The sequence below is a fragment of the Sphingobacterium micropteri genome (assembly GCF_014692515.1).
In the GTDB taxonomy this organism is placed as follows: Bacteria; Bacteroidota; Bacteroidia; order Sphingobacteriales; family Sphingobacteriaceae; genus Sphingobacterium; species Sphingobacterium micropteri.
Window position 1 is genome coordinate 70,405 of record NZ_JACOIK010000013.1, and the last position, 17,979, is coordinate 88,383.

The 17,979-nt window shown below is 41.5% G+C and carries 15 protein-coding genes; 2 read left to right on the forward strand and 13 right to left on the reverse strand.

From position 1 onward, the window contains the following. Window positions 1-16: 16 nt before the first annotated feature. The 3 genes from H8B06_RS17315 to H8B06_RS17325 form a co-directional block, all read right to left on the reverse strand. Window positions 17-949, reverse strand: coding sequence for a siderophore ABC transporter substrate-binding protein (locus tag H8B06_RS17315; RefSeq protein ID WP_190995461.1), 933 nt, complete (start codon window positions 947-949; stop codon window positions 17-19). Then, window positions 950-2,236, reverse strand: a complete 1,287-nt coding sequence (locus tag H8B06_RS17320) for a DUF4374 domain-containing protein (RefSeq protein ID WP_190995462.1) — start codon at window positions 2,234-2,236, stop codon at window positions 950-952. It abuts the gene before it with no gap. 69 nt (window positions 2,237-2,305) lie between these two features. Then, window positions 2,306-4,696 (reverse strand): TonB-dependent receptor, encoded by a 2,391-nt coding sequence (locus H8B06_RS17325; RefSeq protein WP_190995463.1) that lies wholly within the window; start codon window positions 4,694-4,696, stop codon window positions 2,306-2,308. Window positions 4,697-4,830: 134 nt separating this feature from the next. Here H8B06_RS17325 and H8B06_RS17330 point away from each other — a divergent pair, with 134 nt between their 5' ends. After that, the gene (locus H8B06_RS17330; protein ID WP_190995464.1) at window positions 4,831-5,862 is read left to right on the forward strand and encodes a helix-turn-helix transcriptional regulator; all 1,032 of its coding nucleotides are present in this window, start codon (window positions 4,831-4,833) and stop codon (window positions 5,860-5,862) included. A gap of 113 nt (window positions 5,863-5,975) precedes the next feature. On the opposite strand, the gene H8B06_RS17335 is transcribed toward H8B06_RS17330, so the two are convergent. Genes H8B06_RS17335 through H8B06_RS17345 form a run of 3 tightly spaced genes read right to left on the reverse strand, consistent with a single transcriptional unit; the run spans window position 5,976 to window position 7,726 of the window. After that, window positions 5,976-6,764 (reverse strand): DJ-1/PfpI family protein, encoded by a 789-nt coding sequence (locus tag H8B06_RS17335; protein ID WP_190995465.1) that lies wholly within the window; start codon window positions 6,762-6,764, stop codon window positions 5,976-5,978. 10 nt (window positions 6,765-6,774) lie between these two features. Next, window positions 6,775-7,107 (reverse strand): hypothetical protein, encoded by a 333-nt coding sequence (locus tag H8B06_RS17340; RefSeq protein WP_190995466.1) that lies wholly within the window; start codon window positions 7,105-7,107, stop codon window positions 6,775-6,777. 52 nt (window positions 7,108-7,159) lie between these two features. Beyond that, a complete protein-coding gene (locus tag H8B06_RS17345) occupies window positions 7,160-7,726 on the reverse strand; it encodes a Crp/Fnr family transcriptional regulator (RefSeq protein ID WP_190995467.1) in 567 nt (188 codons plus the stop codon). Between the two features lie 279 nt (window positions 7,727-8,005). Between H8B06_RS17345 and nhaA the strand changes: the two genes are divergently transcribed. Then, window positions 8,006-9,184, forward strand: a complete 1,179-nt coding sequence (nhaA, locus tag H8B06_RS17350; protein WP_190995468.1) for a Na+/H+ antiporter NhaA — start codon at window positions 8,006-8,008, stop codon at window positions 9,182-9,184. Window positions 9,185-9,354: 170 nt separating this feature from the next. On the opposite strand, the gene H8B06_RS17355 is transcribed toward nhaA, so the two are convergent. The 7 genes from H8B06_RS17355 to H8B06_RS17385 form a co-directional block, all read right to left on the reverse strand. Next, the gene (locus H8B06_RS17355) at window positions 9,355-10,200 is read right to left on the reverse strand and encodes a universal stress protein (RefSeq protein ID WP_190995469.1); all 846 of its coding nucleotides are present in this window, start codon (window positions 10,198-10,200) and stop codon (window positions 9,355-9,357) included. A 315-nt stretch (window positions 10,201-10,515) separates the two neighbouring features. Further along, window positions 10,516-11,436: an alpha/beta hydrolase gene (locus H8B06_RS17360; protein ID WP_190995470.1), complete on the reverse strand. Its 921-nt coding sequence runs from the start codon at window positions 11,434-11,436 to the stop codon at window positions 10,516-10,518. Window positions 11,437-11,589: 153 nt separating this feature from the next. Continuing rightward, window positions 11,590-12,453, reverse strand: a complete 864-nt coding sequence (locus tag H8B06_RS17365; protein ID WP_190995471.1) for a helix-turn-helix domain-containing protein — start codon at window positions 12,451-12,453, stop codon at window positions 11,590-11,592. After that, complete coding sequence (locus tag H8B06_RS17370; RefSeq protein WP_190995472.1) at window positions 12,386-12,901, reverse strand: hypothetical protein; 516 nt, start codon at window positions 12,899-12,901, stop codon at window positions 12,386-12,388. Before H8B06_RS17370 ends, H8B06_RS17365 begins: the two co-directional genes overlap by 68 nt. A 527-nt stretch (window positions 12,902-13,428) precedes the next feature. Further along, window positions 13,429-14,535, reverse strand: coding sequence for a hypothetical protein (locus tag H8B06_RS17375; protein WP_190995473.1), 1,107 nt, complete (start codon window positions 14,533-14,535; stop codon window positions 13,429-13,431). A gap of 292 nt (window positions 14,536-14,827) precedes the next feature. Continuing rightward, window positions 14,828-15,847: an HNH endonuclease gene (locus tag H8B06_RS17380; RefSeq protein ID WP_190995474.1), complete on the reverse strand. Its 1,020-nt coding sequence runs from the start codon at window positions 15,845-15,847 to the stop codon at window positions 14,828-14,830. After that, window positions 15,844-17,712, reverse strand: a complete 1,869-nt coding sequence (locus tag H8B06_RS17385) for an ATP-binding protein (protein WP_190995475.1) — start codon at window positions 17,710-17,712, stop codon at window positions 15,844-15,846. The genes H8B06_RS17380 and H8B06_RS17385 overlap by 4 nt, the downstream gene beginning before the upstream one ends. Between the last annotated feature and the right edge of the window lie 267 nt (window positions 17,713-17,979).

The window sequence follows — 17,979 nt, forward strand, 5'->3', positions numbered from 1 at the left end:
AATACGGTATAGAATGTTAGAACGTAATACCGTACAATTTTTTCCCTATATCTGTGATCTTCTGGTCCACCGAGATCAGACCGTTTCCCGAAAGATACCATATCCACCCGGGCACGATAAATACCTTCCCGTTTTTATATGCTGCGGTTGCTTTGACATCTTCGGTAAATATGTCGTTTTTCTCTGGCATAACACCCTGTATTCCCGTATTGCGATCAAAGATGAACAGATAGTCTGGATTGATCTCTGTCAGCTTTGGAACTTGTGGACGCTCTCCCTCTCTCGGAGCTGTGCGGCCGTTAACTGAAACATACGCAGGTTTCAGACCCAGTACGTCATGGGCAAAGCCAAAGCGAGAATTCGGGCCGCTTGGGTTGAAGCGGCCGTTCATGTGCATAGCCACAACGGCTTTCTTAGGGTCGATCTGTGCCTTAGCCTTAACTAGGTCAGCTTTTTTGTGCAATACTTTTAGTTTTTCCTCTGCCAATTTTTCCTTACCATGCAAGGTCGCGATCGTGCGTACGCTGTAATCAAAAGAATTCCAGAAGTCATCGGCATCCGAGCCGAAGATAATGGTCGGTGCTACCATCGCTAGTGAATCGTATTGCTTACCCTGGCGGCCACCAGTAATAATCAGATCGGGCTTCAGTTCTTCCAAGGCTTTGAAGTCGGCCTTAACGATAGAGCCTACTTTAGCATATTTCTCATCGTTATATTCGCCTAGGTAGGCAGGAACGGTGTTGGGTACGCCAGCGACCGGAATTCCTAGTTCGTGGTAGGTTTCCAGCGCGCTGAAATCCATGATCACTACTTTTTGGGGATTCTTCGGAACCGTCGTTCCACCCCGGCTGTGTTTTATGACGATAGTTTCCTGAGTCCATGCAAACGAAACCATGCAAAAAATCGCAAGCCCTAGGCCTACGATTTTTTTGTCGATAAACAATATCATTTATTTCTTACGAAGTTTTCCGATTCCTGAAATAGTTTTTGTATCGACCTCTATACCTTTGGTCGCTTTTCCTGTAGCTGAATCAACGATATATACTGTCGGTAGCTTGTCAACTTCTTTGACAGGCACATAAAACTTGCCATCTTCGGCAATAGGGGTGCCAAACGAAGGGTAATAGTTGAAGTCCGGAAGCCCTTCTACCCATTTAAAGGTCTTATCTACAACATTGACCAAGGCAAGCGCGTTGATATTCGGTACACTTCCTTCGATTGGGTTGGTTCCTGGAATCAGATATCCCAGGATAAAGTAATCTCCACCTACATGGTACATCTGCTTAAAGAGGAGCTTGCCATCTTTACCTGTTTTGGCAACTTCATTTTCCAAGTTCCAATAATAGGACTCGTCAAAGCTTGATGTCCCCGAATTGATACGAATTACACCCGCAGGTTTTTTAGATGCATCGTTGGATGGCGAGAAAACATATACGTTGCCTTTTCCGTCGTCTGAAATCGAACTGTAATATTGTGAACGATGTCTTCCGGTAGCAGCACTGATACGGTCGTCGCCATAGATACGTTTCACGTTCAGGTCCTTGTCGTAAGCAGCAACCCATACCGAATCCGGATAAGCGGTAGCGCCAGTAGACGATCCGCCCGATCCCGTGCTTGTTCCTATGGAGGACGGTACTAAGGCTGTCAGGAACTCGTTACCAAATTCAACCACACCGGACAGCGTAGCATATTCTCCGTTGCCGGTCAGATTCGTTGTGCTTTTGGTTACTGAAGTTACGGCATTATTTTTTGCTGGATCTACAAAATTAAAGGTTGAATAGATATTATTCGGATCATCAGCAACTGTTACGCCTCCGACAACAGTCAATACCTTTTCCTGGAATACGCCATAAGTTGTAAACCGGGATACAATCTGGAATTCACCACCGCTTTGCACAATATTACCGTCAGCACCTAAACCTACACCAATGCCAAGACCGGGATCGCCCTTTTGGTATTTCAGGCCGATACCGATATAAGGTGTAGGGAATAACCATGACCCAAAGGCATCTGTTTCCAGTCCCTGTCCCTTGATCGATAATGTTTCCTGTTTGGTGATATCAGGAACGGCCAATAAATAAGCAGCATTATCACTTTCTTGTGCTGCAATAAAGAATTCCACATCGTTGGACTCACGGCCATTTTCCGGCCCGTCATTTTTTGTACATGCCGCTGTACTTACCGCCAAAGCAACTGCTAAGGTTCCTTTTACTACTCTACTGTTAAATTTTATCATATCTGACTTTTTATTAATTTAAAATTGTTGTTGGTTCTTATACTTTATACTTATTTGTTGATTCATTCCCTACATAAAGAAATACCGGAGCTTCACGCTAAAGCTTCTACCGGGCTTCTGCAGACTGAAATTGTCGTACAAGCGCTGATCGGTGATATTGCGCGCCTCAAAGGTGACGTTGTAACGTCCACCTTTCATTGCATAGGACGTGACGATATCGTGTGAAAACTGCCGGTCGATCGTCCTTTTTTCACTCGAAGTACCCAGACTTGGCCAATTGAGATAAAACTCGTGGACGTAGTTTAGGTTATATCCTACGGTAAGCAGATTGGTGGGAGCACCCAGATCCTGAAAACGCACTTCGACTTCGCCGTTACCATAGAAATAAGGCTGGTTTGGCATTCTGTCATTATAAGTTGCAGACAGCTGCCCATCACCGTAGTTGGTGTATTTTTCTTTGTTAATCAGGCTTTGGTAAGTAAGCGTACCACCTGCGGATAAAAAACGTTTATAGTAATAGCGGCCTTCAAAATTTAACCCCAGATTTTGTACCTGTCCATGGTTTACGCTTTGCGCTTCGCCGGTACGTTGTACAACCGTCCGCTGGATAAAATCCTGCACATCCCGGTACAGTCCACTCGCATCGATATAGATCGCGTGGTTTTCATTGAAGTCTTCCTGATAGGAAACACCGATGTTTATCCCGTTACTTTTCTCTGGTCTTAACGCAGCATTGGCACGCTCTAAAACCGCATCACCCAGAATTTCCGTTTCCGAAGGCATCCGTAGCGCCTTTTCGTATGAAAGCTTATATTGAAGCGCTTTCCAGAAATAGGTGGTAGCTATACCGTAACCGAATGCCCCGGCATCTGCCGTTATACGTTCCCAAGTCGGAAAGGACTCGCTTTCCCCTACATTTACTGTACCCGTCGTGCTCTGTTTGTAATGTTTACCGAATACTGTTGTTACCCACTGCTTATTATAATTGAACTTGTAAGACAGACCGAGAATATTCTTATAGTTGCTGGCTTTATCTTCAGGCTTGGAAAATTCATCTTTGATGACATTCTGATCGGCATTTTTCCGTATATAGGTTGTCCACACATCGTTGACTGCTAGGCTATGCCTGTTGTTGATGTCATAGACAACATTCAGTGAAGCACTCGCATTGTTGTTGTTAAACTCCGCCATCGTACTCGCTCCTTCACCTATGGTTTTTCGCTGACGAAACTCGCCCAACCAATTATATTCTCGTGTAGCCGTATCGATGTTCTGGTTGTAATTGTGGTTGTAATTGGCCATTAACCGTACGTCCAGACCGTCAATAAACAAGTCTCTTTTAGAATATGTCAACGACGGCATAACGGTATTTCCTTTACGGGCTTTCTCTCCGTATACAATTTTCATAATATTGGCGTTCTGGATAGCGGCATATTCCTGTCCGACGGTTACACCCACCAGAAACTGATCAGCCCACTTGGTATTGACAAAACCAGCTTTAATCGCCGCTGTTTCATTATGATATTTATTATGAAAAGCTTTCGTCCAGACGCTATCGGGCGTAAAAATACTGGTCTCGAAATCCCTGATCTGCGTGTAGACCGGATAATCATTATCCGAATAATTCTGGAAAGCATTAAGCTGTACCGTAAAACCGTTCTTCGCCGAATAACCCACGTTCACGTTTGTTTTATGCGTGTTAAATGACCCGTAAGAATACGATACATCGGCGTAGGATTTATTGCGTTTGTTCGTAATGATATTGATCGCTCCCCCAAGTGCATCAGATCCCAGCTCGATGGGCACGACGCCCTTATATATCTCGATCCTTTCCGCAATGTTAACAGGGATATTGTTCAGCTGGAAAGCCGAGCCCATGCCTTGCATAGGTATCCCATCAATGAATACCTTAACGTGGCGACCGGTAAAACCGTTCAAGTTTATCGAGGCGCGGGATCCCAAGCCGCCATCCTGTCTTATTTTAACCCCTGAAGCCCGATTGAGCAGGTCTGACAGTTCCATTGAACTGTTGTGGAATTTTGTAGCGTCTAGAACAGCAACATTGTAGGCTGTTTCCTTAGCCTCCTTAAGTGCTGATTTTCCGCTTACCGTGACCTCATCGATCGAGGTGCCGCTCTCTTGGAGGCGGATCCGCTGGTGTTGGGTCTCTCTCGGTTTTAAAACGATCTTCGTCTCCTTCGATGTAAAACCGACAACCGAGCTGACCAACAGATAGTCACCTGGAGAAGCGATCAGGACATAATGTCCGTTATCATCTGTCTTGGCTCCGTACGACGTATTCTTTAGGTATACCGAAGCTCCCGGCAATGCCTTTCCGTCCTGATCCTGCACATAGCCTGTAATTTTTGTGTAATCGTGACGTTGCGCCAGCCCCGGTAGCGCCAACAAGAGGGATAGTAGGAGCATACTGCAGTAAATAAATTTTCTTTTTCGTAGCATGACCGTATAATATTCCATTTTTCTATATTTGCTATTGGTATTTAGATTAATTATAAATTATTTTTTTGCAAAAGTAGTTGCTTTGCTTAGCATCAAATAGTGGAAAAAAGGATAAAAAATAGCGAAAATAGGTCATGCGTATAAAAGCGGAAATAAGTGAAATTGGAAAAGCTATATACAATACGGAAGTTGTGGATTCCTATCAGAATGATGCTGTTCTTCAGCACGAGAACTTTGTTTACAACAATAACCGGATATGTATAAAATGTGAACAGTTGTATGCGGCCGGCTTGCATATCGTAGATGCCGAGATCACGGCAAGTAAACCTTTATCCCATCCTTGGATAACCGAAGGACCGCATATCCGTTTCTTTTTTTATCTAAAAGGGAATACTTCTGTCTTAAATGGTGCCGGCAATGAGAATTATAACCATAGGGTTGGCATGCTCCAGCGTAATTTCCTAGATACGGATGGCGGTGGTGGTGTGCTCAAGATTAAAGAAAATGATTCTTTGCATTACATCATCGTTAAAATGTCGCTTGACTTTTACATCAACCTGCTCAAAGATGAATTATGGATTGCCGAGGACGCATTCCATACGTATGTTTTATCTCAAAAGCCGGAAAATAGGCCCAATGAAACCCTATACATGGATCTGAAGATGCTAGACATTATACAAGATATCATCAATCGGCAGGATATTGTGGTATATCGATATCACTTTATCAAGATAAAATTACGTGAGCTGTTGTTCGCTATACATCAGCAGACGCATTATGGAAATAGCGTTCCGGAAATAGCTTCCAACCCTTCTGACAGCTTGGAAAAAATAAAGTCCTATCTTATTCTCCACATGGACAACCCGCCTACTAGCACGGAACTGGCTAAAATATTTCTGATAAATGAGCGGAAATTAAAACAGAACTTCAAAAGAAAATATGGAACAACGATATATACCTTTGTTGTACAAGCGAGAATGGAGAAAGCAAAAAAGTTGTTGCTGGAGAATTACAACGTCAACGAATTGGCTCTGTTTCTGGGCTATCAAAGCGTATCTCATTTTATTAAAGTTTTCAAGACACATCACGGGTGTACACCAAAGGAAGCATTAAAACGGTTTGCAGCACTGGAAATGCAGGCGCAAAAAGAAAACTTAATCCGGTAGTTGGTCCACAGTTTGATGAACCACAAAACTGTCTGCGGAGCACAGGACCGCCATTTCGCCAATGCCTCGTTGGCAGTAGTGTTTTTTATGCCATTGATTTTACTTCGGTCAGGCTATTCTTCTCGTAAATATTCAATAATTGCTTCTAAAAAAAGTTTACTAAATGAACTTCCCGAAAATGGATTCTGGCTTGTTATTAAATTTCTGTCTCTTATAGCGAAGTTAGACTTCGGAAGACCACATCTATATTTTAATCCGAACTTTTTTAGTTTTTTTGCTATTTTTCTGTTTTCAGGTTTTCCCTTCATTATAAAACGCTCAATAACAAATTCCTCAAGCGGTGAAACCGAATTAACTGTGAAACCACTGTAGGGGTTTTCATCTTTTGGCATAGTTAGTATAAGACTCGGAGCGTGGCAAATAAGCCCGGTTGGTTTGTTTTCCTTTGCAAAGTATTTTAAAAGAATTGGTATATTATTATCAACCATCAAATCAACCATTAAGCCTTGTCCTCCAGGAATTATTAAGCCAATGTAATCTGACTTGATATCAATTGCTTCTTCAAGGGTTTTCGGATGATTAAACAAGGTGTCTGTCTTAATAAAGAAAAGTGCTTCATTTTTTAACGCTAAGTTTTTTTTCCAGTATTTATCATTAATGCTTTCTTCATCTATTGTTGCTACAATTCCATTTGGCGTAGCAAAATCTACTGTATGTCCGGCATCAATTACTGATTTGTAAGCAAGATAGAATTCATTCAAAAAAACTCCGGTCTGTCGAAGCTTTTGTCCGTTATTCAATTCTATGGTATCTGCTGCACTCATTATGAATAGTATTTTATTGCTTTGCGCAGATACTGTATTGGTTATAAGTACTATAATCGTTAATATTCTAATAATCATTTCATAAATTTTAAATTGTTATGTCTTTCATTATTTTATCAGCCAGTTGTGGGCTAATCCGGTTTATGGCTCTTAGTAGTTTTACTTTATGAATATTCACTTCATACCTATTGTTTTTAAATGCTTGTATAAACTCCTCCACTAATTTTTGTGGCGATATTTTTCCTTTTCCTCTATCTTTTGTCATTTCTGTATCTACTAGAGGCGGTATGATTTCAAATACTTTTACTTTGTCCAATTGGTATCTTAATGATTTTGAAAAGATGTGAATGTCTGCTTTTGTTCTGCAATAGACTGCCGAGGTAGCACCTGTAATAAGAATTTTATTTCCGTTTAATTTCATTCTGCAAAGTTCACGAGAAGAAAAACGGAAAACATTTACATATGTAAATATTTTATTTTTTTGCTCTTATTCGACTTAATTGTGTTGGTGAAATTCCTAAGTACGAGGCGATATGATATTGACTGATTTGATTTTCTAAATCAGGATGTTCTTTTTTGAAAATGTCGTAGCGTTCTTTTGCTTCGAGTGTTACGAGTTCAATTTCTCGTTTTTCTTTTATAGCAAACTTGTATTCCGCTAATACTCTTGCAAGACTTTCAATTTTTGGAAACTCCCCGTAAAGCGAAACAACTTTGTCGAAATCTGCTACTAATATCGAACAGTCTGTTAAGCACTGAATATTAATCAGATTTCTTTGTTTTGTCGTGACAGAAGAATAGGCTGCCACAAAATTAGGAGGTGTGAAAAATGTTTTATTGTATTCGTTTCCCGAGCTATTTTGGAAAAACGCCCGCATTACACCCTTGGAAAGAAAAGCCAATTTTGATGAGTATTCTCCTTCTTTCGCAAAGTAATCATGTTTTTGTAGTTGGGCTTCAGAAAATAATGAGATAAATATTTCCGATTCTTTCTCTGTGAAGTGAATTAATTTTCTCAAATATACTTTCAGCTCTTTCACTTTGATTTGTGTGTTGGTTTTTTAACGGCGTTTACTTCCAAGATCAATATAAATATCAAAGCAGTATTTGATTTCTTCTTCATAACAGTGATTTTAAATGTCAACAATTTATAAAATTCTGCTAATTTAATATTTTCAATATAAACACCAGATTATTTGAGGGTAAATCGACGGAAAGTACCATTCAACACCATAGTTTAGGTAAACATATCCGATTTTCCTTTTCTAATCTATCCCGTTATATTATATTTGAAGTTTGTCATTTTTACAGAACTAGTTATGCTGAAAATCCTTAAAAATTTCACGCAATCACCGACAAGCGGAGGGATAATCCTGTTTATATGTGTACTTATTTCCCTGACGGTTGCCAACTCGCCGCTGGGTGCCTCATTTGAAAATATACTCAACACACCGCTGGGCTTGGAGACAGCTTCGGTACATCTACGATATACTACCGCCCTCTGGATCAATGACGGCCTGATGGCTATCTTTTTTCTTTTGGTCGGGTTGGAAATTAAACGGGAACTTGTCAGCGGAGAACTTTCTACCCCCCGACAAGCTCTTCTTCCGATATTATGTGCTTTTGGAGGTGCTCTGGTACCGGCAGGTATATACTTTGCTGTAAACCAAGGGACAGAAACCGCCAGTGGCTGGGGGATTCCCATGGCAACGGATATCGCATTCGCCTTGGCGGTGATCGCCATGCTGGGCAAACGTGTACCCGCTTCATTAAAGGTGTTTTTGGCTGCCCTGGCCATCGTGGACGATCTTATCGCCATCCTGGTCATCGCCATTTTCTATTCCGCCGAACTTCACACCATATATTTGGGCTATGCCGTGGCTATATTGGCACTGCTCTTTATTTTTAACAGATTAGGTATCCGGTCTTTGGTCTTTTATCTCATCCCCGGTCTCTTTGTCTGGTACTTTGTCCATCATTCGGGTATCCACGCTACCATCGCGGGGGTATTGACGGCCATGACAATCCCATTGGCTACTAAAGGACAAGAAGAACCGCCCTTACTGAAACTCGAACATGCCCTTACCACGCCTGTAAACTTTTTGATCGTACCCCTGTTTGCTTTAGCTAATACGGCCATCCGTTTCGAGGAGGGCATGCTAGAGGGACTGATCTCGCCTTTAGGGATAGGGATCATTGTAGGGCTTATGCTGGGCAAACCAGTAGGTGTCTATCTGATGACGAAACTGGCGATCCTGCTGCGCATCGGTTCTATGCCGCACGGAGCATCTTGGGCTCAGATTATCGGAGTAGGTCTTTTGGCAGGTATAGGCTTTACCATGTCCATATTTATTGCCTTATTGTCTTTTTCGGACACCTTGGTCATTGCCGAAGCAAAATTCTCCATACTGGTAGCCTCGCTCCTTTCGGGTGTAACAGGATACATCCTGTTGAGCCGTGTTGCAACACCATCGAACGATAACGAAAAAAAGACGTAGGATAAAAAATAGCATTGTACTGGTAGATACCAGACCATTGGATATGCTTCGAACTGCTGCCAATATAACGGGTGATGCCATGGTGGCTCTATTGATGAACAGATCCGGTGTAGACAGTACTGGGCTTTAGTTAAATGGCGGTCCGACGACACTTGTTTACATGACACGCACTATTCCGTATCTTCGGAAGTCAATAGAACAGGCGTTCGTGGATTGAGTACAATTGCCTTCGCTAGACTTTTGTGTAGCAGCTTTTTGAAAAATCCCCGAGAGTCGATAAGGGTAATCAACGTCATATCGGCTTTCAGACGGTTTAAAATCCCATTAACGGCATCTACATTTTCCGGGACATGTGCCATTTCTGTAGACAAGCCCTTCACTGAAGTCTGCTTTTCCAACGTAGTTTTCCATTGTTCCAGACTCCGCAGGTCGTCGTCCGTTGGTGCATCTTTTCCTTCATGGATATGCACAAGGGTACAGGAAAGGGCTATATCGCCAAACAGTGCGTTAAAAATCGTGAGACTTTTGACGTCGCCCTGCTGGTAGTCCGTGAAAAAGACGACATTTTCCATTTTAAAAGAATCCGTATGCTCCGGAACGATCAACAAAGGACGGGATACATCCTTGGCAACATCGTAGGTATTATTGCCCAGCAGATCCCTTCGGGTACCCGATGCCCCATGTGCGCCCATAACGACCAGACGGACATCGTCTTCCTTTATATAATGGTTGACGGCCTCTAAAAGACTATTTTTGTTTACACTTGAGGATATCTGTATGTCCGAATATTTTCCCAGCATGTTCATAAACTCCGCCAGTCCCTTTTCCGCCCCGATTTTCGCCCGGTGCTCGTCTGTTTCATTGGCCAACGGACTCTGGAAAGCAGAGGTAAATGAACGGTAGGCATGGAAAATGTGGATGTTTGCTTGCATCTTACGGGCCAGCTCTATGCCGTAACGTGCAGCTATCAAGGAGTTGTGCGAAAAGTCTGTGGGTACCAAAATGGTTTGATTCATATCTGATTCTTTTATATTTGAGATCGGTGCTTTACTTTCGTACGGCCTGTTCTACCAAAAGTACAAAGCCTTGACGGCATTGACAAGCGATTCTGGGCGTATTCGGCGACGGATTATTTTTTTCGGTTCCAGAAATCCATATTGCGGAAGTTATATTTTGAGCTATCGAATACAGTGTCTATGCCTTTTCGTCTCTGCCCGTCATAGTCTTTCAGCAATACCAATACCCTGTTATGTAGGAAGATAATGGCGATCAGCCAAAAACACAAAAACAGCTTCCAAACAGGAAGCTGTTTAATCTTATTCAAATAGCAATTACAGATTATTTTGAAAGAAAGGAACGATAATCGAAGCTGTTTCTTCCACATACTGAGGAATGTCGTACAATTCCATATGGTTTGCACCATTTACTATGTGAAGATTTTTAACTGCACTCGCGGCGCGGGTGTAAATATCTTCACTCATCCATCGGCATCCTGATTCGCTTCCTACTATTATTTGTATAGGTTGCGTCAAAAATGCGTCCGCATAGTTGTACGCGTCATACGTTACTAATTGTGTCAAACTTCTTGAAAGCAGATACCCTGGAGAAGTGGAACACATCGCGCGAGGTGTACGGTAGTATTCCCACGCGTCTTCCATCTCCTTGCTCGGCGCATCTTCTTTCTTTTCAGGTGCAAAAGGAAGTTTTCCGCCATCTGTTCCCTGTGCTTCTTTGGCACGGGCATCAGCGGCCATCATCAACAACGGCATAGCATCTGCATCTTTTGCTTCATTTCCCCAACCGTTGCGGTACATTGCCCCAATATTTACGGTACTGATACCACCAACTGCTTTAATTCTGTGGTCGTTGATAGCCGCATTGAGGGAATAACCACCACCTGCACAAATACCCGCTGCCCCAATTCTGTTTTCATCGATATAAGGCAATGCACTGATATAATCAATTATCGCACTGATGTCCTCTACACGGATGTAAGGATTCTCCAATAAACGTGGTTCTCCTGTGCTTTCCCCCTGATAAGATGCATCATAAGCAATCGCTACAAAACCTGCTTCTGCAAATTTGGTTGCATAGGTGCTTGCTGTTTGCTCTTTTACTCCTCCTCCCGGATGTGTTACCACAATTGCAGGATATTTGTTGGTTTCATTAAATTCTTTCGGTAAAAAGATAATACCAGCCATAGTGATATTTCCGTTGTTGCTGTTTTTGAAATTTATCTTTCGTGTTGTCATATCTTTTATGATTTTAGATGATTACTCTTTTTTGATAATACAAATTTAGAAAGGGTTGTCGTTTCAAAACGTAAACAGATTACGGTAAAAAGGATACATTTTACTGATTATAAATCCAGGAAATAAAAAAGCTCCTAATTTTAGGAGCTAAATTTATATATTCTTAAAAATCTTCGGTGACATCCCTGTTTTTTTACGGAAGAAACGCGCAAAATAATTCGGATAGTCAAAGCCTAAACTATACGATATTTGCGAAATGGATAAAGACGTATTTTTGAGTTTGTCTTTGGCTAATTTTAATACATATTCCTGAATATGCTCGATAGGCGATTCGCCGGTAAAGTGCTTAACCAGATCTCCAAAATAGTTAGGGGATAAGTTCGCTTTCTGGGCAAAATACGCTACTGACGGCATTCCCGAAACGCCTTCATCTTTATGGTAATATTCGTTGAGATTTTTATAGAAATTTTCGACCACCTCGTGATAGGCCTCGCTTCTCGTGTCAAACTGGCGGTTGTAATAAATCTGTGTGTAAGACAAAATCAGTGTGATGTACGAAACAATCACATCTTTAGCATATGTTGATTTCTGAAATTCATCATAGGTTTTTTTGAATAAATCCCATAATAAAACTTCTTCATCTTTGGTAAGATATAAGGCTTCGTGATTGTTGTAATGCACGAAATTATAGGCTTTAGCAACACGCTGTATCAATTTGGCATCGACCAAAATCACATATCCGGAATCAGGTTCGTTGACATCCCAAGCCATTGTGTTTTGCGGACAATCCACATATAAAAAAGAATTTGCCTGATCTTCAAATTTTTGATCAACAATCTGGTTTTTTTCCATAGGTGGCTTTATCGCCAAAAGATAGAAATCGATATTGATTTTTTGGGATTTCCGCAAAAAATCTTTTTCATTTGCAAAATTGACAATGTGCAGGTGTTCATTTTTTAAATGTGAAAACTGCACATATTTCACAAAATCCGGTATGTTGAATATTTTTTTGACCATATTCTGAAAATATTTTACAAAAGTAAATATTCAAAAAAGTAATATGCGGATACATTTCATTGAAAAACGGATACTTTTTACGGATTGATAAAAAAGGAGTATCTTCTTCAGAAGTACTTCTTGGAATATTGTACCGTTCAAAAAAATCTTCCCTCGTCCGCTCCAAAGCTTCGGACACAGTAGAAAGTTCTTTTTTCTTTTCCAAGGCATGAATGCCAAAGGTATAGCTAGCTGTAACATAGCTATCTTGTTGAGGACAGCCTTCCTCATCCAGTATCAATGCCGAAAAACAGCTGTATCCCCGTACCGGTTCCTCCCAATCATCAGCAATGTCTACTTTCAGTAGCGTGTTGAGATGGTCAATGATCTGTTTCTTTTCGATCTTTCCAAAGATCAGTGTGTAGCGCCATTTATAGTTTTTTTTGCAGGGGGATGCAGAGCCAACCAAGGTAATTGATCGCCGCTTGCCAAAGGTGAGGCATCTTCATTAAAATCGGGAAGATCAAAGATTTCAACATCCCTCCAAAACTGTAAAATATCTCGTTGTTTCAATTTTTATTTTTTTAAAATCGGCCGAAACCTCCAATTTATTAATACAAGGCATACTTTTAAACAAATATAACAAAGCCATACAATTAAAGTAACAACGATTAAACACTCACCTTCAAGGAGAATCGAACTTTGGGAAAAAGCCATAACGATGCCTTCAGATAGGTTTTTTAGACAATCCTAAAAAAATCTAAAGATTTTGGTCGCAAATATCGAACGTTAAATGACCAGACAGTAACAGTTTGGGCCACAGATTTTTATGGGCATAAAAAAAGGAGACAACCTGTATATGGTGTCTCCTTAAGTAGGTGCAGTTGCGGAAAGTCGAACTTTATGGAAGACTATGAGGCTATTTTGGATGCAAAGCATCTGCTCAAATAGTTTAAAAGTTGCCTTTTGCAATAAAGAACTTCAAGTGAACTAACGTTATTTTAGTTCTTGTTCCAGTGCCGTCATTTGTTGAGAATAGCTTGGGTGTTGAAAGAAATTGAAATGCTCATCAAAAATGTATTGAGCACGCCCCTCCTCCAGATCCTTGACCAAGTGCTTGCGATCAGGCAAGTCAGGAGGCATTAGGTCTTCGATATAAAAACGCATGAGCTTAAAGAGATTCGCTTTCTGTTTTACGCCTTGTAGGAACTCAACCTTATTTGGCACCCTCGCTGCTATCTTATAGATATTATCTTTAAACAAAGAATAATATTTCGGCCTCCGCTTGATATTTTCGTTCAGATATCTTAGCCGTGCAAACAATTCTCGTATTTGCACGGAATTAAGCGCACCATTAATCTTACTTAAAAACGTTTTGTAGCCTGCCAGACAAAACCGACTATCATTCAGTACAGCCAATATAACAATCTTGCCAATTTTTACCATGACGACCTGGCTATTCAAATTATCCAGATAATCAAATTCTTCAGTTTCGGTTTCAACAAGTGCTTCAAAAACAACTATTGTGCCTTGAACGTCTCTAGTAAGTCTCACTCCGGTATGGTGTTGCCGGATAATATTATGGATATGGTATAAAGGATGCCAGCAATAGCTATCTCCAATCTTTCCAGCTGCCAGCCGCCGGTCACGTTCAGCTTCTAAATAAGTATCTTTTAAATGTGTTTTGAAAAACAAGAGACAAACCCAATGGAACAGACGGAAATACCAACGTTCGTCACTTTGGAGAATGCCAACCACCGTCTTATAGTCTTTTTTGAGCAGTTGGCTGACTGGTATTTCGAGTTCTTGTCCTAATAGCTGGTTACATTCCTGGCAACAAGGAACGGTATAATGGCTATTCTTTATCGTTGTGGCATTAGGTAGGATCATAAACGATGCAGGTGTGCCATAAGATTTTAAGATCCAGTTCGGGATCACATGCTCATTATTGAATGGCTTGGAGCTAGGCTGGGCACCGCATATAAAACAACTATGTCCTCTAACAATCTGATCTAAAAAGTCGTCATAACTATAGTGCAGAGTTCTACCGTCATCCGCATCCACAATAGTCTTTGTTTGCTTATGAATAAGGAATCTTGTCATTGTACTCTAACAGTAAGATAAATGTTTAATTTTTCTCAAATTTAACCAAGATTTTTAAGAACCATGTTGTCCTTATATTCCTCTTCCGAAAATGGAAATGGCCTTTTAATCTCCTCAATTTGCATTTTTGGTTGTTCTTAGGATAGGATATTAAGAAATAGTTACGGTAACCCAAGATCATATATACATTCCTGACTGAAATTTTAAAAAAATGTGATAAATTTTATGCTCTCATCACCCTCTATATCTATCTACATATAGTATCGTCACCCAGTTGATATATTGTGCCAGCCTATTGCCGCTCTAGGTTCAGGCCAAACTCTTCGGCAATATCCCTGGAAATCTTCGAAAGCACCCTTTTGTGAAAGCGGTCCGGATGCATTACATTGCCGATCAATAGTTCTCTGATCTCATTTTTACTCCTGAATATCGATTTCCCTTTTATCTTATAACCCAAGAAAAGATCCTCAATTCCCGAATCGCCATAAAAATAAGCCTTTTTTAAAATCTCTTCTGCATAATCTTTATGAAAACGGTAGCGGTCTTGTATCGCGAATACCTCCAAGCTCTTTTTTGCCCTTTCCAGCTTACGCTCTTCCAGATCCTTGCAAGGCTGGATCACCAGTGTGAAATCCTGGTTATCGACCAGAAAATCCACACTAATGATATTGGTACGAAACTCATAAAGCCCTTCGATATCATCAATAAAAGGGTGAAGATGAGTGTGGATCGAAAATTCCTTTCGTCCCTTCAGATTTGAATTGCAGGAATAGCAACTGGGGACAAGATTATAAAAAGAAAGTGCAAAATAGGGGTGCTTTGCCTTGCCAAGATAATGGTCAAAATGAGGCCGGCTTTTGGATCGCTTGCTCTTTATGGTATAGGTAAATTGGGTATTGCAATAGGGGCAGGTGTTTACCCCTAGTGCCATGGCATGTCCATAAGCCATTTTTCCTCCTTCCCTGAGGGTAAAACCGTTCGAAGTACTATCGTAATCAAATACCGAAAAAAGCTGTGACTTGTACCATTTCTCCACTTCAGTGGGAGATAGACCTGTATGGTGAAGTTGATAGGCGACTTTGGCCTCTTCCCCCAGCGCGTCTAGTCTGACCATATGCAGCTCTAACTGGGCAGGCTGTCCGCTGATTATTTCCCGGATATGCTGGTGCAAATCATTCATCATCGGTTTCAGTTCGCTGTCCGCTGGCCAGTCCCGCAGCTTGGCGCTCAGGTCAAATACCAGCTCCAGCTGGTCATAATAGTTCCTGGCCATCACATCCAGTTCTGCCAGAGTATAGTGGATCTTGATCATAGACGCTTTTTTGATTGTGAAAGTTTTCGCTTAATTTCCTTAACTTTTCGTTCCAGCATGTCCAGCTCCTCGGTCAGGCCGAATTTTTCAAGCCACATTTGCTGAAGCTTGCGTCTGAGTAGTGGTTCACCGATCAGTTCGATGGTTCGCTTGTAATCATCATTGGGCCGCTTTGTTCGCCCATCGCCCAGATATCGGATGATCTCATCGATCTTCCGCTTGGCAAAGGCTCCGATCATCACCCCGTCCATATAAAAACTGTCCCCGTAAAGCTGATGAATATTAGCGCCGAAAGTTTCCACCCGGTCATTATCCTTGCTATGGAAAAATGAAGTACGGTCTTCGGACTGTTCGATGAACAGTACGTTGGCCTTGGGCAAATCAGAAGTCAGAAATGGCGTATTGGCTGCGAAGATCAGCTGCAGCTGATAACCGTTAAACAGTTTGCTCAAAAAATCAAGCGTATTCATGAAAAAAACACGCTGCCACTCTGGATGATAACCCGCATCCCCCTCATCGATCAGGATGACCAGTTCCTTGCTCAGACCATTATGTTCATAATGGCGTACATGGTAAAATCGGGAAACCATGGTCAGAAAGGACTGCTCTCCCGAACTCAGCGAGCGCCAGGAGAAATCAAAAAAGGAACTGATACCTTTGACTTTTAGGTAGGAGGAACTTATGGTCCTGAAGATTGCATCGGTCTTATCGTTCAAAGGAAGTACCAGAGTGTTGCCACTTTCTTGATATGGAAACATGAGCTGGCTTTTAAAACCCTCATCGAAAATCTCAAAAAAGGTAGATACCGATTTAGCCAGTTTATGGAGGTCGGTAACCTGTACTTGTTGCCCCTTGGCCTCTATGTACGCATTGGACATCGTTGCAAAATACCCCTCTACAAATGCCTTTACCGAATCGGTTGCGGAAAAATTAATTGGATGGCGGTAGAAATTGTTTATAGTATATTTGCGCTCATTAATCAGATAATTGATCAGTAGGGCAAAAGCCATGTTATCCATAAAACGTTCCACTACATCTTTTGCCTTTGGCAAGGCCTCGAGTTTTTCCAACAGCTCCACCACATCAGGATGCTCGGAATTTCCCGACATAAAATACAGCCGGTCATCGTGGTTTATGGTGATGAAAAGTTCTTCTGGTTTATCAAAAGGGAGGTCTTCAGCGAATTCCGAATTTAAAAACTCGATTGTCCTGGCCATTTCCGTCCTAGCAAAACTTTCCAGATCGCTTGTTTCGGAAAGCAAATGCATTTGGATCTGGCCGTCGCGGTTTTCTTCCATGACTCTTACGCGTTCGGCCTGCAATAAGTTTCCCGTTGATAAGTTACGTTGCCCTTTCCAGTTTTCAAATTTTTGGTTGTAGTCCAGAAAATAGGAATAATAGATATATTCTGCTCGGGAAAGTTCCCCTGTCCACCTAAATTTCTCGTTTCTTGTTCCTTCACCATAAATCATGGGCTCAAAGTGCTTGCCCTCGTCCACCACCTTGATGTCAAGGCCGTTGGGCAAAAGTATATAACATCTTTGTTGACCATTTTCGATAAAGGAATAGGCGATCACGTCATATTCCACATTCGCCTCAAGTCCTTCTGGCAGGTGCGATTTGATGTAGTCCAGTACAGTGGACTTGCCTGCCCCGTTCTTTCCAATGACCGCGCTGACCCCCTCCACATTGTCTTTGCCGAAAAATCCGGGAAGGTATCCTGGATTCTCGGTTATTGTTAATACCGGAAGATCTTGGCCCGATTGGCCCGAGTCCTGCCATTTAAAGATGTACTGCTCGGAAAGATTGATAGCTTTGCCCCGGAGAGACTTATATTGGTTTACCCAGATGAAATGGATCTGCATGAGTGATTACTGTATTTAGAGGTTGTCAATCATTGCGATAATAATAAAATTTCTCCGTTTCCCCTAATCTGGGCTTCAGCCATATTTCAAAAAACTGATTCTCAATTGGATTTATCATATAGGTTTAACCTTTATATTTGATTATCTTATCGGGGCAAAGAAGCCGCTAAGACATTCCTCAGGAAAGATAACCCCTCCCCGTATTGCCGTTGGCATAGGGTACAGTAAGCCCAAAATTCTTCCAGCTTTTTATTTCATCCATATGAG

Coding starts and splice junctions, on each gene's coding strand:
- H8B06_RS17315 (WP_190995461.1), bottom strand. CDS start 949: ATGATATTGTTTATCGACAAAAAAATCGTAGGCCTAGGGCTTGCGATT.
- H8B06_RS17320 (WP_190995462.1), bottom strand. CDS start 2,236: ATGATAAAATTTAACAGTAGAGTAGTAAAAGGAACCTTAGCAGTTGCT.
- H8B06_RS17325 (WP_190995463.1), bottom strand. CDS start 4,696: ATGCTACGAAAAAGAAAATTTATTTACTGCAGTATGCTCCTACTATCC.
- H8B06_RS17330 (WP_190995464.1), top strand. CDS start 4,831: ATGCGTATAAAAGCGGAAATAAGTGAAATTGGAAAAGCTATATACAAT.
- H8B06_RS17335 (WP_190995465.1), bottom strand. CDS start 6,764: ATGATTATTAGAATATTAACGATTATAGTACTTATAACCAATACAGTA.
- H8B06_RS17340 (WP_190995466.1), bottom strand. CDS start 7,107: ATGAAATTAAACGGAAATAAAATTCTTATTACAGGTGCTACCTCGGCA.
- nhaA (WP_190995468.1), top strand. CDS start 8,006: ATGCTGAAAATCCTTAAAAATTTCACGCAATCACCGACAAGCGGAGGG.
- H8B06_RS17355 (WP_190995469.1), bottom strand. CDS start 10,200: ATGAATCAAACCATTTTGGTACCCACAGACTTTTCGCACAACTCCTTG.
- H8B06_RS17360 (WP_190995470.1), bottom strand. CDS start 11,436: ATGACAACACGAAAGATAAATTTCAAAAACAGCAACAACGGAAATATC.
- H8B06_RS17365 (WP_190995471.1), bottom strand. CDS start 12,453: ATGGTCAAAAAAATATTCAACATACCGGATTTTGTGAAATATGTGCAG.
- H8B06_RS17375 (WP_190995473.1), bottom strand. CDS start 14,535: ATGACAAGATTCCTTATTCATAAGCAAACAAAGACTATTGTGGATGCG.
- H8B06_RS17380 (WP_190995474.1), bottom strand. CDS start 15,847: ATGATCAAGATCCACTATACTCTGGCAGAACTGGATGTGATGGCCAGG.
- H8B06_RS17385 (WP_190995475.1), bottom strand. CDS start 17,712: ATGCAGATCCATTTCATCTGGGTAAACCAATATAAGTCTCTCCGGGGC.